Raw genomic sequence first — 14,566 nt, 5'->3', positions numbered from 1 at the left:
GCAGGTGCACTCCCATATGCGCCCGCATGACCCAGACTTCCCCGCCACTGACGAGACTTACTCGGGCCGCACACTCGGCTTCACCATTCCCTCGCGCGATAGCCGCGGGCGCATCGTGCGCCTTGACGGGGCACTCGACGAGATCCTCTCGGCTCACGAATACCCGGCGCCGATCACACATCTGCTGGCCGAGGCTCTGGTCCTCGCCACCCTGATGGGCTCGCTACTCAAGGATGATGGCTCGCAGGTGACAATGCAGGCCCAGACCGAGGCCGGGGCGGTCAACCTCCTCGTGTGCGACTATCGTGGGGGCGAGCTGCGTGGCTACGTCGATTTCGACGAGGCACGGCTGTCCGAACTGGGCGCCAATCCTTCGCTCTTCGCCCTGTTCGGCAAGGGCTATCTCGCGATCACCTTCGATGTGGCGAAGGGGCGCGGGCGCTATCAGGGCATCGTGCCTCTCGAAGGCGAGACGCTGGCCGAAGCATGCGAAACCTATTTCTATCAGTCAGAACAGGTGCCGACACTGATCCGTACCGCTGTGAGGTCGGAAGGCGACAATTGCCTGGCTGCGGGGATGTTGGTCCAGCATCTTCCCGATGGTGAAGAAGGGCGCGAACGGCTGCATGCGCGCCTGGATCACCCGGAATGGGAGCATGTCGCGATCCTTGGCGGTTCGGTGAAATATGACGAGCTTGTCGATCCCGAACTGTCGCTTGAAGCGATCATCTGGCGGCTTTTCCATGAAGAGCACGAGGTGCGTATCGAACGCATGGCCACGACCGGGAAGGGCTGCCGCTGCTCGGTCGAGCATTACGTGGATGTGCTCTCGAAATTTCCCGAAGCCGACCGCCAGGAAATGCGTGACGAGAACGGGATAATCATGGTCGATTGCGCGTTCTGTTCTCGCAAGTTCCCGATCGAAGCTTAGGTTTTCGACCCCGACACAGCCGTGAAACTCAGTTTATCGCTGTTCCAGAACGGTTCATCGGCAAGATTTACAATGTTCGGAAATACTGCGCTGCACCAATTGTGATAGAGATTGTCTCATGAAGATCGTGTCGAATCGAAAGTTGCTCGGAACGCTCGCGCTTGCGGCGGCGATCCCTGCCGCTTTCCTTGGCGCGCCGGTCGTTGCGCAATCCTCACTTGCCATGCTGGATTCGCTCGAGCGCGGCAGCTGGGAACTGCGCTTCCGCGACGGCACCCCGCCGCGCAGGATTTGCATGCGCAGCGGGCGTGAACTCATCCAAATCCGCCATAGCGAAACCGGCTGCAACCGTTTTGTCGTCGAAGACGGAAGCAACGAAGTGACGGTGCAATACACCTGTCCCGGCAATGGTTACGGCCGTACCAACATCCGCAAGGAATCGGCCGGCCTCGTCCAGATCGATAGCCAGGGCATTGTCGATGGCCGCCCGTTCCAGTTCTCGGCGGAAGCCAGGCGCACGGGTGCCTGCCGCTGACTTGCCGATTGGCGCGCCACCGCCTAGCTGGCGCGCATGAGCAAATCACATCCAGATGATTCCGGAACCGCCGTCGTCCTGTTGTCGGGCGGTCTCGATTCCATGGTCACGGCTGCGATCGCGAACGAGCGGGGATTCGAGGTCCACGCCCTGACCATCGATTATGGGCAGCGCCACATCCGCGAGCTGCAGTCGGCGAAGGCGATTGCAGAAAGGCTTGGTGCGCGCCGGCATGTCGAGTTGCCCCTCGATCTCCGCCGGTTTGGCGGATCGGCGCTGACCGACGATATCGACGTCCCCAAGGATGGCGTGGGTAATGACATCCCGGTCACCTATGTTCCCGCGCGCAACCTTGTCTTCCTTGCTCTGACTACTGCATTTGCCGAGAGCTCACACTCGCGTGATATCTTTATCGGCGTCAATGCGCTGGACTATTCAGGCTATCCCGATTGCCGCCCCGAATTCATCGCCAGCTTCGCGGAGACCGCAAGGCTTGGCACCAAGCAGGGCGTGGAAGGAGAGCCTTTCAACATCCATGCTCCGCTGCAGGACATGAGCAAGGCGGACATTGCGCGCGAGTGTCATCGTCTCGGACTCGACCCCGCCTGGAGCTGGTCCTGCTATGACCCCACGCCCGAAGGTACGGCCTGTGGCGCGTGCGATTCTTGCCGTCTGCGGCGAAAAGGCTTTGACGAGGCGGGTCTAGTCGATACGACCGTCTATTCGAAGGACGCCCCCGCATTGACGGAGTAGAGAATTGAGTCAGCCCACGCCTGCCGAGACCATGAATATTTCAGCAGGCGAGGAGGAGACCAAGGTCCCAGCCTATAGCTGGTATGCGCTGAGCATTCTGGTTGTCGTGTATGTCCTGAACTTCGTCGACCGCAACATCATTTCGATCCTCGCCGAAGATATCAAGGCAGACCTCGGACTGCGCGATGACCAGATCGGTTTCCTCTACGGCACGGCTTTCGGCGTATTCTACGCGCTCTTCGGGATCCCGCTCGGCAAGCTCGCCGATAGTTGGCACCGCGTAAGACTGATGACCATCGGCCTTGCCGTTTGGTCCGCATTCACTGCCCTCTCCGGCTTCGCCAAGAATTTTGCCGCGCTGAGCGTGGCGCGCATCGGCGTCGGCGTCGGCGAAGCGACGGCGAGCCCGAGTGCCTACTCGCTGATTTCGGACTGGTTTCCAAAGAAGATGCGCGCAACTGCGCTCGCGATCTACTCGTCGGGTCTATACATCGGCGGGGGTGTGTCACTGCTGATCGGTGGTGCCATAGTCGAGAACTGGAACGCGGCCTATCCGGTCGACGCGCCTCTTGGCCTTGCAGGTTGGCAGGCGGCCTTCATCATCGTCGGCCTGCCTGGCCTGTTGCTGGCCTTGCTCGTATTCACCCTTCGTGAGCCGCTGCGCGGCCAGAGTGAAGGCATTGTAACACCGCCGCCAAAAGATCCCTTCCGCGGCTTTTTTAAGGAGCTCATTGCCGTCATTCCGCCGTTCACTTTGATCGGTGCGGCGCAGGGTGGCGCACGAGGGCTTGCCATCAATCTCGCCGGTGCGCTGGTTATCGGGAGTATCGCCTGGCTGATGACGGATTACACCGGCAACGCCCAACAATGGGGAGCGGTCGGCATCGGCTACTACGCCATTTTTTCTTGGGCGACGACGTTGAAGCGTCGTGACGAACCAACTTTCAGTCTAATTTGGGGAACGCCCGCATTTCTGACGACCATTCTTGGGTACGGAATGGTCGCCTTCATGTCCTACGCGGCATCGTTCTGGGCAGCTCCGTACGCAATCCGCATCCTCGGCGAGGCGCCCTCCACCGCAGGCTGGTGGATCGGCGGGCCCGGTGCCCTTGGAGGGTTCCTCGGGGTGATCATGGGTGGCTGGATGGCCGATTTCCTGCGCAAGCGTCTTGCAGCAGGCCGGCTCATCGTAGTCGCGTTCGGCCTCGTTGGAGCAGCGCCATTTCTCTACGTTATGTTCACAACCCAAGATACGACGACGTTCTACATCGTCGCGTTTCTGCAATCGCTCTTTGGAAGCTCGGCACTCGGAGCTGCGGCGGCAACCTCACAGGACCTCGTTCTGCCGAGGATGCGAGGTACTGCCACTGCAACCTTCTTCCTCTCGACCACTCTGGTGGGCCTTGCTCTCGGCCCCTACATGGCCGGGCAGGTCTCGACGATGTCCGGCAGCCTGTCGACCGGCGGTCTGAGCTTGCTGATCGCTGTCCCGATCGGGCTGGTGCTGCTGCTTGTCGCCTATCGAACCGTGCCGAAAGCGGAGCAGTCGGTCATCGAACGTGCCCGCGCGGCTGGCGAAGAGGTCTGACGGAGGGTTTCAGCTCACTTTCGTGAGAACCCCACAGGCTACGCGAGGCCCCGCATCGCCCGCGGGGTCGCTTGTGTAGTCGTCCGCCTCGGCATGGATGACGATGGCGGTACCATCAGCGTCAAATAGATTGGCTCGCAGCTCCGCACTGTCTTCTCCAAGGTCCACTTCGGTACGCGTCGTGCGCGAGGCTCCGACGACCAGGTTGGGAAGATCGCCTAAGTGCTTGCCCTGCGGGTTCAGCGAACCATGCTCGCGGCCAGTGGGATTGAGATGGCCACCCGCGCTGGTGAAACCCGGCGCTTCACATTTCCCTGTGGTGTGAAGGTGGAAGCCGTGCTCACCGGGCTCCAGCCCGGTGGCGACTGCGCCGAGGGTGATGGCCTGCCCATTGCTGATGAGCTGAGCCGTTCCGGCGGGCAACCCATTCGCGAAATTCAGCTGTGCTTCCGCGATCCTCTCGTTGGGCAGGTCGCTGATCGTCGAGCAAGCCGAAAGAGTCAGCGCCGATCCAAGGGCGAGAGACGCGAGGAGAGAATTGCGGGTCATGCGTGGTCCTTATCTGAGGCAGACATTCCTACCTCCAACGAAAAAGGGGCCGGATCGCTCCGGCCCCTTCTCGAATTTCAACTCTTGCGAGTGAATTACATGCCCGAACCCGGACCGTAGGTGACTTCCACACGACGGTTCTGGAGTTCGCGGACACCGTCTGCGGTCGGGACGCGGAGCTGGCTTTCACCGAATGCTTCGCTGCTGATCCGGCCGTCGGGGATGCCGCGGGCGGTCAGGTAGTCACGGACCGAGGCGTTACGACGCTGGGCGAGGCCCATGTTGTACTGCGTCGAACCCGAGGTGTCGGTGTGGCCAGCGAGCATGACCGAAGCCGTGCCGCAATTGGCGTATGCCGAAACCGCGTTGTCCAGGATGGTTGCTGCTTCCGGAGTGATATCCGACTCGTCCCAGTTGAAGAAGACGATGTACGGGCCCTGCTGGCAAACCGGAGCCGGCGGCGGAGGCGGCGGCGGCGGAGGCGGCGGGGGCGGAGGCGGCGGGGGCGGCGGGGGCGGCGGCGGCGGCGGCGGCGGCGGCGGAGCTCCGAAGTTGTAGCTCAGCGTGCCCATCAGCGAGTGAGTGCGCCACTTACCTTCACGCTCGGTGCCGGTGTTGTCGACCAGCGTCACGTCTTCCGCAGTGAACATGCGATAGCGCAGGCCGACGTCGATGTTGTCGGTCAGCGGAGCGCGGACGCCGGCAAGAAGCTGCCATGCGAGGTCGCTCGACGAATCGTCGATTGCCGGGTTCGGGCTCGTGAAGCCCGGGACGAGGATCGTGCCCTCGAGGCTGGTGCGTGCAACACCGATACCTGCACCGGCGTAACCCTGAATGCCGTCGTCGTCGCCAAAGTCGAACATGCCGTTCAGCATGAACGCGAGCGAATTGGTCTCATCGGTAGCGGGGAAGTTGCCCACGCCTTCGATGGCGACTTCTTCGTGATTGACGTCACGATAGCTGACTTCAGCTTCGAGACGGAATGCACCGAAATCGTAACCGACGTAGCCACCACCGTCGAAGCCCGTGCCGGTGTCGTAATCGATACCGAGGCTGGGTGCGAGAGGCTGGCTGTCAGAGGTGTCGTTGAGGGTCATATCCTCGGCGATCATCGGGCCGAATTCGGCGCCGATGTACCAAGAATTGTCCCGGGCTAGGGCTGGCGATGCAAGGGCCGTAGAGGCCATCGCCATACCAATGACGAATTTCCGCATTATTTATTTCCCCTTTTTGCGAATTGGAGCCACCGAGTGAAACTTATCTAACTTTGCCTTGTCTCACTGGCAAGCGGCCTTTGGGCAGGAACTGTTGCAAGAATGTCGCGATTCCCGACCGATAGTTGCGAAATCTGGAAAGAGGTCTCTCCCATCACGCTGCCCAAACGCTGCGCATAGGGCCTAGTTCCCAGCAGTTCAGGAAAAAATCCCGAACGCCTTCAATAGGGTAATTAATTCTGAAATCGCTGTTCGCGCCTCGACATCGACAGTGCTGCCGCCATCCGGTCCAATTGGCGCGGAGTAGCTTTGCCAGCCGCCTGAGTATTGCAGCAGAGTTCCATCCGAGAGGCGTCGGACGGTCATCCCGTCACGTGCCTCGACGAAAGTCCATTGGGTGCCATCCCACCCGGCGAGCGATGCGTCACGGCCTGCCCATTCGCCAATGGCTGCCGGGCCGACAATATAACAGTCTCCCGCCGAGGGAGCGGAGGGCGGATCGGCTAGCTCTTGCTCGATTGCCGGATGGACCAGCAGGTCAAGGCGCGCAAGCGCCTCGTTGACAGTGAGCTCTTTCTGGGACTGACCCGAGAACAAGAGGGGCAGTGCGTACCGGGAAGTAATCGAAGTGAGGCTGGCGACTTGGGTCATGCTGGCTCCTTTAGCGAGTAATCAATCGAGCGTGCCGATGCCGAGCGGCCGCGAAAGGGCATGGCTTCCGCGCTGACGCACCCAGAACGGGAGTCCGGGATATTGGAGCCGAAGTATGCTTGCCTGATCACCGTCGATGGTGAGGCCGGGCTGGTTCGAGTCCCATTGGGCGGCAGGCTGATCAGGCGACCCAAGGCCGACGAGGTAGCTTTCCGATTGCTCGACCAAGGGGATTTCGACTTCGTCCGGCCACAGCCATTGCCCGCGCGCCCGGCGCCTCCAGGACAGGTGGATCGATCCATCGGTTCCTAGCGAAATGCGAGGATGGACAGGGCACGGCGGCCGCAGGCTGACGCCTGCGTTTTCAAGCGTGGCAGTCACGGGCTCTGTGTCTCCGAGGCCCAGTGCCGCCATCTCGGACCTGATTGCCCCGATCGTTTCTTCGCTCAGCGCGATGAGTTCGGCATCGAGCAATGTAATCGGGGTTCCCTGAGCGTGGCCCGAAAGTGCTTCGATCTCCGTGCCGCCGCGCCCTCGGAGCAGGCCCGTGAGGCGCCAGCGGCCTTCGCCCAAACGCTCAGCCTGCGAGAATTGGAGAACCTCGCTGCCGACCAACAGACGATTATCGCCCTGGGCAATGCCGGCCATGTTCGTTGAGTACAGCTCGCTTGCGGGATCGACGAGATTGACGGTGATCGACGCCCCTGCTTCGAACCGCAGCGCGCTCGAACAGGAGAGGGGTTCTGAGAGCTCGCCCATGCAAGCCCTCGACCCCACGATCTGGCCGGTCTGAACAAGTGCTCCGTCACGCACCGTGTAGAGTGCCGCGCCGTGCCAGTGTGGCGCGCTCGAGGTGGCCGCGGCGAAGGCTTTCCGCCCGTTCGGGTTGCCAATGCCATCCCAAGGCGTTTCGAATACGCGCAGGCTGGTCTCTCCTGCAAGCCGGTCAGCCGGTGTCCAGCTCGCACCCGGATCTGCTCCCGTTCCGTCGGGTCCAGTTGCACGATGGCGGGCCAGTTGTACCTCGACCCCGCGTTCACGCCATTCCCAGGCAGTTACCTTCCAGACCCCGGCGGTGGCTGGAATAGTAACCAAGCTTCCTGGTTCGAGTGCGGGGTCGAGCTCGGCGATCCGCCAAGAGAGGGTGTCGGCCATCCCGAGTGACCGCGCGCTTGCCTTGGATGCGAGCTCGCGTGCGTCGCCGGCCGTCAATGCGCCCGGGAACTGGTAAGTCCGGACCTGCCCATCGCCGCCGCCAGCATGCTGCATTCCCGGCTGATAGTCGCGTGCGGGGTCATAATATCTGAGTGCAGAGAACGACCGTTCCGTGCCGTTTGCCCGGGCATGCGACTGACCGCTTTGCCTGCCGAAGTCGCCGTCTTCCCATAGGGCGGGTTCCGGCAAGGCCATGGCGGTCGAGGCAGCATCCTCTTCGCCGGCCAACGAGAGGCCGGCTTCCCCGAGCTTGGGCGTGAGTGGATGGACGCGGTCGATTACTCCGATGACGTTTCGCACGCTCCCGCCCTCGTGATTGAAGCCGGTCAGCTCGGGAAAACGCGTCTCGGCATCGGCGCGGGTTCCGGACCCGGCCACGAGCTTCTCGACCACGTCAGATGCTCCGTCGGCGATGACCTCGAAACTGAGAGCAGGGATTCGATTTCCGAAGTCGGTCAGGTCGAGATCCTCGAAGACCACATAGGCACATCCTCTGAATGCAGGACACTGGGCGCCGAGCTTCGCGTGTAGCAGCGGGTCGACAGGCTGGTCGGCAAGACCCTTGTAGACGCGCATGGTGCCGCTGCTCTTCAGGTCACCCCCTGCACCTCGCAGCAAGTTGCCGTCCGCCCATATGCGCCCGATCCGATCGATCGGCCTGCTCGAGAGAGCCACGGCGAAACTCACCGAGTAGCTGTAAGTTACGGTCTTCGGCTGGCCCTTGCCGTTGGACTCGCTGCTACGGCTTTCCTGAAGGTCGGTGGACCAGATGATTGTGCCGGGGATCCGCATCGCGCCATAGAGTGCGGCAATCGGATTGCCATAGCTGGAACTGCTGACGGCGAGTTCCTTGAGGCGCGGCCCCTCGCGGTCGGGCGGACCGAACAACTCGTTGTCGATCGCATTGCCGGCAAGCGTGCCGACAATCTGGCCAAGAGGCCCGAGAAAGCTGCCAAGTGTGGAAAGGACGATTGTTGCCATGGTCTATCCTCGATTTTCGGCGAGACGCCAGTGCTTGCAGACAGGCCAGCCTTCGAAACCGGACTGGACGACAGCCCGACGCACGCCTGCATGTGCGTGAACGAAACGATTTGTGCCGATCGCTATCAGGAGATGGTGCTGTGCAGGCCCGGTTCGGACCAGCAGGACATCGCCACGCTTGGGCTCGCCGCCAGCCGGTCGAAGGCCCGATTGCGCCGCAGTCTCGAGGAAGCGATCGATATCGATATTGCGCAGCGCGTACCCCGTGGGCGAATGCACTTCGCCCCCGGCTCGGCCGAGCGCGCAGGCTGCGATGCCTATGCAATCGAGACCTGTCGCCGGGTCGCGTCCTCCCAACCGGAAAGGTGTCCCCACCAGTGCCTCCGCTTGCGCTGCGAAGCACTCGGCGAGCGATGTCATCGTGGTTGCGGATACTGCGCGAGAAGATCGTTGCCCGGGAGAAAGGGCTCCCCGCGAAAATTCACCGCATTGGCGAAACGTGACGCGCAGGTCGAAATCGTCTTGTCGCAGCCCTGCCGAACGCGAACCCGGTGCCCAGGCTCGAGACCCTGATCGAGCAGGTCTTCCAGCTCCAGGTATCCGCCGCGCAGGGAAATAAGTCGCGAAGTCATGCCTGTCAGCGGTCCATCCACGAAGCGAATCTCGCCGTGAACGTAAGCAGCGTGATCGCCGACCAAAAGAGCGATGCTGTTTGTTTCGAAGTCGACCGATGCGATGCTCGTTCGCAGCGAGAATGCTTCGGCCGGCAGCGAACAGGCGGGCCCACAGAATCTTGCCCGACACGAAGGGCTGGCGCGTGGAACCGGGTCAATGTCGAGGTCGGCCTTCGCCGAGCGCAACCGGGCCGAAAAGCCCGAAGCGTCCTGCCTTACCGATCCGATGGAGCCCGAATAGAGCGCGGCGGTCTCGAAGCTTTGCCAATTGATGACGCCGGTTTCCACGCGCGCATTATCAAAGCGTCCGGCAGAAAGGTCCGCGCTGCGAATGGTGTCGTGTGCCAGCGCGCCCTCGATCTCGGCCTCGTCGTCGGCAAGGTCTATCGTCTTGCGAATAGCCGAAGGCAGCATGCCGGGGGCTGCCCGATGCAAGATACCCTGAAACCAGATATCACGGTCGTGTGTAGTGAAGCCCAACGTCACGCCGTCGCGCCGGTGGATCCGCCAGTATGCGGCGACCGTATCGAGTTCGCTCTCGAAGAACACCCGGCTCATGAAGCCTCCCGGATCTCAACAAGGGGGACTGATGGTGCCTCGCCCGCTGCAAAAGTGGCCCCCGAGATGTCGAGGCGGTCTTCAGCGAAACGTACCGGCACGTCGAAGCGGAACCCCGCCCGAATTTCCGCGCCGGCGGATGGAGGAACATCGAAGCGGATCAGGCCTTTCCCGACATGCGTCCAACCGGACGCCGGAATCCCATCGATACTGACCAGTATGCTGCCGTCCTCCGGCCGGGTGATCGGCCTTTGCTGCTCACCGTAGTTCCGGCGCAGTTGGAAGTCGGCGGACAGACCGTCGCCGAGACCGATGATCTCGTCTTCCGCAGACGGTTCTCCTGCTCCGCCATTTGAACTGAAGTCATGGGGGTCGCGCAGGCGAAATCCTCGGGCCGGTCCGAACCGGGCGCGGAAGAAGTCGAGCAGGATCTCGCAGCTCGCTCTGTGAGCGCACGCCGGGACCGACGTCGTACCGCATGCGCGCATCGCTCCACAGGGCATTGCGCCGCTCGTGTCCCGAAGCGGTGACCGCAACGCTGGTCGAGAATTCGGGGCTCGCCGAGGCATTCGTGCCCAGCGACAGCGGATAGGTGACATCGTCGAAGGGGTTCACCTCGTCCTCCTCATAGGTTGGTAATCTCGTATATCCGTCGCGCGACACCTGCGGCAGCGCCCAGACAAAGCGTTGGTTCACGCCGCGCGCGCGTGCCTCATCGAGCGCATGATCGATGCGTGGCCAGAATGCGGGAGCATCCCCGGGGTCCAGTACGAAGCCGGCGAGATAATCCTGTTTTTCGATCGGATAGCCGAGCCGCGCATCGACAAAGTCCAAAGCGCTGCGGCGTGCTGCGTCTGCACCGGCGGTCAGCCAGTCGTAATCCTCCAACTGCAGCCGGTCGAAGGCGGGGTAGGCCCAGCCTTGCGGCAGGTTCGCACGGTACAACTCCGGCATTGCCGGATCGAGCACGGTCGGCGTGAAGGTCAGCAGGAGAACCTCGGCCTCGCCGGTAGCCGCGTCGCGCACTGCTTGGGCCAAATCGGCGGTTGCCTGCGCCAGCGCTTCGCCTGCACGATCGAGCAGGTCCTTTTGCGCATCGGACAGCGGCTTGCGAAGGTCCGTGATGGCGGGCTTGTTGGCGCCCCACGCTTCCTGTGCCTTGGCGTCGTAGATACACGGAGCGAAACTGTCAGGCTGAACCCACCACCAAGGCTCGCCGATCTGGAAAAGGACGTCCGCCCCCGCCTCCTCGAGCAGCGCGACAAAATTTGCCGCTACGAACTTCAGGAAATTGAGCGCAGCCGGGCGAAGAGGTGACAGCAACGTCGACGGCGGATCCCACCCGGTCCGGGCCGGGTGGCTGAAAACATCGCGCTGGTTGCACCAGCTTGGCGTATCCTGCGCCAGCAATTCGAACGAGAGCGAAGCAATGGGAGCAAAATCCATTGCGACCGCGCGGTTGAAGAAATCGGCGTGCCAGGCGCGGGCGGGTTCACACAGATCGCCGCTGAGATCGACCTGCATGTTGCTAGGGCTCAGCCGGTAATAGTGACTCATCCCGACATAGTGGACGATGCGCCCGCGATAGCCGAGCTGCTCGACTTGTCGCAGGAGCCTTGCCGGGGTCTGGTTGAAAGCGTCGTCATAAGCCGTTGCCATCTGCTCGCCATGGGCGGGGATCATGACATCGCCAATCTCGAGCATGGCGCGCTCGCCTTCACACGAAACCTCAGTGACCTCAGCCCAGCCATCGATGCGCGTGGAGAATTTCTCAGTCGACCCCTCGACATAGCCTTCTGGCGCGAGGCTGACGAACATACGATCTATATCGCGCGGATCGATTGCCTCGCCCGGCAATGCGTATCCCGATTGAAGCTCGGAGAATGGCAGGGTGATCTGCGCATCGCTCGGTGTACCGCTGGCGTAGTTCCACAGCCGTACGTACCACGAACGCGCAATGCCATTGGCATCGCGACCCTCAATTGTAAGCGTTGGTCCATTGGGCTGGTCGAGCTCGATGAGCCCGGAAGATCGCCAGCGGAAGCTCAGGACACAGTGCGAATAGTCTCGCTGGTTCTCATAGGCGAGAAGGGGATGGTCGAGCTTGTCTTCGCTTTCCCAGATCAATCCCGCGAGTTCGCCCTCGTGATAGAACTCGCAGTTCACGCGCATCTCGTCATGCGCAGTGGTGACGACACTTGCCATCATCGGGCGCGGGAAATTGACTGTCCAGAACCGCGGATCGAACCGCGGTATCCAGTCGGAATGTTGCCTCCGGCGTTCGGAAGCTAGCCAGAAAGCCATGTCTGCCTGCTCCTAATTGGCCAGGGCGCGCCGCACGGCGCTCGCCACCTGGCGCGAGGATCGCTGGAGCGCGGTAGGCGCGGACGCTCCGCGCGGCTGGGCGAGGTTGATCGAGACACGCACGTCGTTCCGCGCAGCTCCGATCGCAGCGGCTGTTTCGATCCGGCCTGCGCCATCGGGGACGAACAGTTCGGGACCTCGTTCGCCGACCAGATAGGGCCGGTCGGGGGAAACCAGGCCTCCGGTGGCACGTCCTGGAAGTCCTAAGAGACCGCTCAGCAAGCCTCCGACGCCGCCCTGCCCGCCGAGGCCGGAGAACAGTTGCCCGAGGCCTGTCGCCATGGCCTTTCCGGCGATCTCGTCGAGAACGGAAAGCGCGGTGCGTTTCAGCTCCTCGAAGCCAAGCTTCCCGTCGCGCAATGCGGCAGTCAGGCTTCGCTCCAGAACCTTGCCCGCCGAATCGAGACCTGGAAGCAGCGTGCCGTCGACTTCGCTCTTCATCCTTGCCACATCCTGCGCGAAGCCGGAGGTCTCGGCTCTCACCGAGACGACCAGCTCTTCGAATTCCTCATCCATTGCGATCCCTTTCGATCATGCGGTCAATCTCGGAGCGGCTCGGGGGCGCTGCGCTGGCCTTGCCCGGGCCTAGGCACGCGGCCAGTTCGGCCGGTGTCGCGGCCCAGAAGGTCGCGGGCGTCCAGCCGAGCAGGCGTGCGGAAAGCGCAGCGAGCTCCAACGTGTTGCCGTTGAAAGTGCGGTCCATTCAGCGACCGCGCAGCACCTGGCCGAGCAATAATTTGAGCGGCACCGATGCCTTGGCGAGGCCCATGTCGAGCACGGCCTCACCGACCTGCTCGCGACTGCAAGCGTCCTGCCTCTCGAGGCAATGCCAGAAGAGTGATGCTATCTCGGCCAGGCGAAGCTTTCCGTCGGCGGCGCGATCGACTAGCGCGAAGAGCGATCCCAATTCCTCTTCCGCGCGGCACAGGGCTTCGAAAGTGGGGCGGAGGACCATTTCCCGCCCGCCGACATGGATTGCCGCCTCGCCGCGCGCCTTACTTGCGGTCACGATGGCACCACTGCGCCAGAGCTTTCGAGCTGGAGCGAATAGGTGCGCTCACCATTGAAATCGCCCGAATAGTCGAGCCGCTGGACGAGGAATGCGCCCTGCATTTTCGCCCCGTCCTCGAAGCTCAATTCATAGTCGTCGAGCGTTCCGGAAAGGGCATGCGCGCGGATCGCGTTCTCGGCATCCGAGCCGAGGAAAATGCCTGAAGCGCTGACCGAAACCGAGCGTGTTCCTGCGCCGGACAGCAGTTCGCGCCAGCCCCCGCTGTCCTTGTGGGTCACCACCACGGTGTCGCCGTTGATCGTCATGTTGGTCGTGCGCAATCCAGCGACCGTTTCGAAGGCGACAGGGGTTCCGCCATCGCCGATCTTGAGCAGGAAGGCGGCGCCTTTTTGAGCTGTCATTGTGAACTCCTAGAGTGTCGAGAGAAGACGAAAGCGGTATTCGAGCAGCACTGCACGCTGCGAACGGGCGCGCCGCTCCACGCGGCTGCGCAGGAACTGGGTCGAGACGACCCGATAGGACGGCTGCTCGGGAGCGAGTGTCGCGATGCGCTGTTCGATCCGCTCTGCGATCTGGGACGTGCGCGAGGGTTCGTCGGTGCGGTCGACCAGCTCGAAAGCGACGCGGACCTCGCGCCCGTCGGTGGTCTTGGTCGACCAGTCCGCACTTGCGCTGGCCGCGATCGAAAGGCTCGGTGCCGGGGCTGGGGAGGGCCCCTCTTCGCGAATCGAATTGAGCGACGTCGCAAGGTCGGCATCGCTGCCCAACCATTCGATGAGAGCGGTGCGGAACGCACTTTCCATCACGATGATCCTCTTGTGAATGTCGGCCAGAGCACTCCCTGATCTCGCCAGTCGGAGCCGGCCGATGCATTATTGCGAATGCGCCGCTTGCCATGGCGGAAGGCAAGCGCGGTCGCCCGGCGCTCGAGTGCTTCTGCCAGCGTGGTCACAGCCTCAGCCTCCGCCAAGGCCGCCACAGCGCGGCAATCGAAGCGGGAAGGGGGCTGCGCCTGCCGTTTCGCGTTCCCGATAGAGATGGGCGGCATGGCGAATGATGCCCTGGCGCAAGCCTTCGTCTATCTCTTGCCATTCGCTCGCGAGGCCGGCGAAATATGTGACTTCGATCTGCGGTTCACCGATTATCTCGGGCAGCGAGAAGCTCGCTGTGCCATCGCTTGCAAGGTCGATCCGGTATTCGCCGGAAGAGAGTTCCCGGCGCTGCAGGCCTTCGAATGCTTCCGCACCCGTCAATGAGATGAATGGCCCGGCTTGGAGCGGCTGCGGCAGGAGGCTGGGCAGGACAGTCTCGCGCACTCCGGATTTCAAAGGCACGACACCGGTAAATCGTTCGCACAGCGCGATCGCGCTGGCGACGAGCGTGGTGAGGAGTTCGTCCTCGCCGTTCGTGGTGATCGACAACCAGCTCTTGAGCTCGGCAAGCGGCGCGCCCGACAGGCTCGCCGGGGCGGCAATGTTTTTCATGTACGGCTCGCAATGATGGGCGGGGAAGAAGTGTGCGCCCGCGCCGAAGGGGTGGCG

At 62.5% G+C, this 14,566-nt stretch carries 16 protein-coding genes and 1 pseudogene; 4 read left to right on the top strand and 13 right to left on the bottom strand.

Annotated elements, in window-relative coordinates; all coding sequences use genetic code 11:
- The first annotated feature begins 16 nt into the window (after positions 1-16).
- The 4 genes from hslO (at position 17) to ACZ1G8_RS05150 (ending at position 3,807) form a co-directional block, all read left to right on the top strand.
- On the top strand, positions 17-931 hold the full coding sequence (gene hslO / locus ACZ1G8_RS05165) for an Hsp33 family molecular chaperone HslO (protein WP_472681199.1): 915 nt from the start codon (positions 17-19) through the stop codon (positions 929-931).
- Between the two features lie 118 nt (positions 932-1,049).
- A complete protein-coding gene (locus ACZ1G8_RS05160; RefSeq protein WP_472680755.1) occupies positions 1,050-1,466 on the top strand; it encodes a hypothetical protein in 417 nt (138 codons plus the stop codon).
- 36 nt (positions 1,467-1,502) lie between these two features.
- Positions 1,503-2,219 (top strand): 7-cyano-7-deazaguanine synthase QueC, encoded by a 717-nt coding sequence (queC, locus tag ACZ1G8_RS05155; RefSeq protein ID WP_472680754.1) that lies wholly within the window; start codon positions 1,503-1,505, stop codon positions 2,217-2,219.
- A gap of 31 nt (positions 2,220-2,250) precedes the next feature.
- Positions 2,251-3,807: a spinster family MFS transporter gene (locus tag ACZ1G8_RS05150; RefSeq protein ID WP_472681198.1), complete on the top strand. Its 1,557-nt coding sequence runs from the start codon at positions 2,251-2,253 to the stop codon at positions 3,805-3,807.
- A gap of 9 nt (positions 3,808-3,816) precedes the next feature.
- On the opposite strand, the gene ACZ1G8_RS05145 is transcribed toward ACZ1G8_RS05150, so the two are convergent.
- The 13 genes and pseudogenes from ACZ1G8_RS05145 to ACZ1G8_RS05085 form a co-directional block, all read right to left on the bottom strand.
- Positions 3,817-4,356 (bottom strand): superoxide dismutase family protein, encoded by a 540-nt coding sequence (locus tag ACZ1G8_RS05145; RefSeq protein ID WP_472680752.1) that lies wholly within the window; start codon positions 4,354-4,356, stop codon positions 3,817-3,819.
- Between the two features lie 95 nt (positions 4,357-4,451).
- Positions 4,452-5,570, bottom strand: coding sequence for an OmpA family protein (locus tag ACZ1G8_RS05140; protein WP_472680751.1), 1,119 nt, complete (start codon positions 5,568-5,570; stop codon positions 4,452-4,454).
- Between the two features lie 198 nt (positions 5,571-5,768).
- Positions 5,769-6,221 (bottom strand): DUF2793 domain-containing protein, encoded by a 453-nt coding sequence (locus ACZ1G8_RS05135; protein ID WP_472680749.1) that lies wholly within the window; start codon positions 6,219-6,221, stop codon positions 5,769-5,771.
- A gap of 21 nt (positions 6,222-6,242) precedes the next feature.
- Positions 6,243-8,417, bottom strand: coding sequence for a phage tail protein (locus ACZ1G8_RS05130; protein WP_472680747.1), 2,175 nt, complete (start codon positions 8,415-8,417; stop codon positions 6,243-6,245).
- A gap of 3 nt (positions 8,418-8,420) precedes the next feature.
- On the bottom strand, positions 8,421-8,792 hold the full coding sequence (locus tag ACZ1G8_RS05125; protein ID WP_472680746.1) for an NlpC/P60 family protein: 372 nt from the start codon (positions 8,790-8,792) through the stop codon (positions 8,421-8,423).
- Between the two features lie 41 nt (positions 8,793-8,833).
- A complete protein-coding gene (locus ACZ1G8_RS05120) occupies positions 8,834-9,577 on the bottom strand; it encodes a DUF2163 domain-containing protein (RefSeq protein ID WP_472680745.1) in 744 nt (247 codons plus the stop codon).
- A gap of 68 nt (positions 9,578-9,645) precedes the next feature.
- Positions 9,646-11,953: pseudogene (locus tag ACZ1G8_RS05115) on the bottom strand (DUF2460 domain-containing protein).
- 12 nt (positions 11,954-11,965) lie between these two features.
- Positions 11,966-12,529 (bottom strand): tail tape measure protein, encoded by a 564-nt coding sequence (locus tag ACZ1G8_RS05110; protein WP_472680744.1) that lies wholly within the window; start codon positions 12,527-12,529, stop codon positions 11,966-11,968.
- Positions 12,522-12,716, bottom strand: coding sequence for a phage tail assembly chaperone (locus ACZ1G8_RS05105; RefSeq protein WP_472680742.1), 195 nt, complete (start codon positions 12,714-12,716; stop codon positions 12,522-12,524). Before ACZ1G8_RS05105 ends, ACZ1G8_RS05110 begins: the two co-directional genes overlap by 8 nt.
- Positions 12,717-13,025: a gene transfer agent family protein gene (locus tag ACZ1G8_RS05100; protein WP_472681197.1), complete on the bottom strand. Its 309-nt coding sequence runs from the start codon at positions 13,023-13,025 to the stop codon at positions 12,717-12,719.
- Positions 13,019-13,426, bottom strand: a complete 408-nt coding sequence (locus tag ACZ1G8_RS05095; RefSeq protein WP_472680740.1) for a phage major tail protein, TP901-1 family — start codon at positions 13,424-13,426, stop codon at positions 13,019-13,021. The genes ACZ1G8_RS05100 and ACZ1G8_RS05095 overlap by 7 nt, the downstream gene beginning before the upstream one ends.
- 9 nt (positions 13,427-13,435) lie before the next feature.
- Positions 13,436-13,828, bottom strand: coding sequence for a tail completion protein gp17 (gene gp17, locus ACZ1G8_RS05090; RefSeq protein ID WP_472680738.1), 393 nt, complete (start codon positions 13,826-13,828; stop codon positions 13,436-13,438).
- A gap of 153 nt (positions 13,829-13,981) precedes the next feature.
- Positions 13,982-14,509, bottom strand: coding sequence for a head-tail connector protein (locus ACZ1G8_RS05085; protein ID WP_472680737.1), 528 nt, complete (start codon positions 14,507-14,509; stop codon positions 13,982-13,984).
- Between the last annotated feature and the right edge of the window lie 57 nt (positions 14,510-14,566).

Source organism: Qipengyuania sp. BR81-2 (assembly GCF_055693895.1).
Note: the sequence above shows the minus strand (reverse complement) of the source record. Positions and strands in the feature narration are given on the sequence as shown.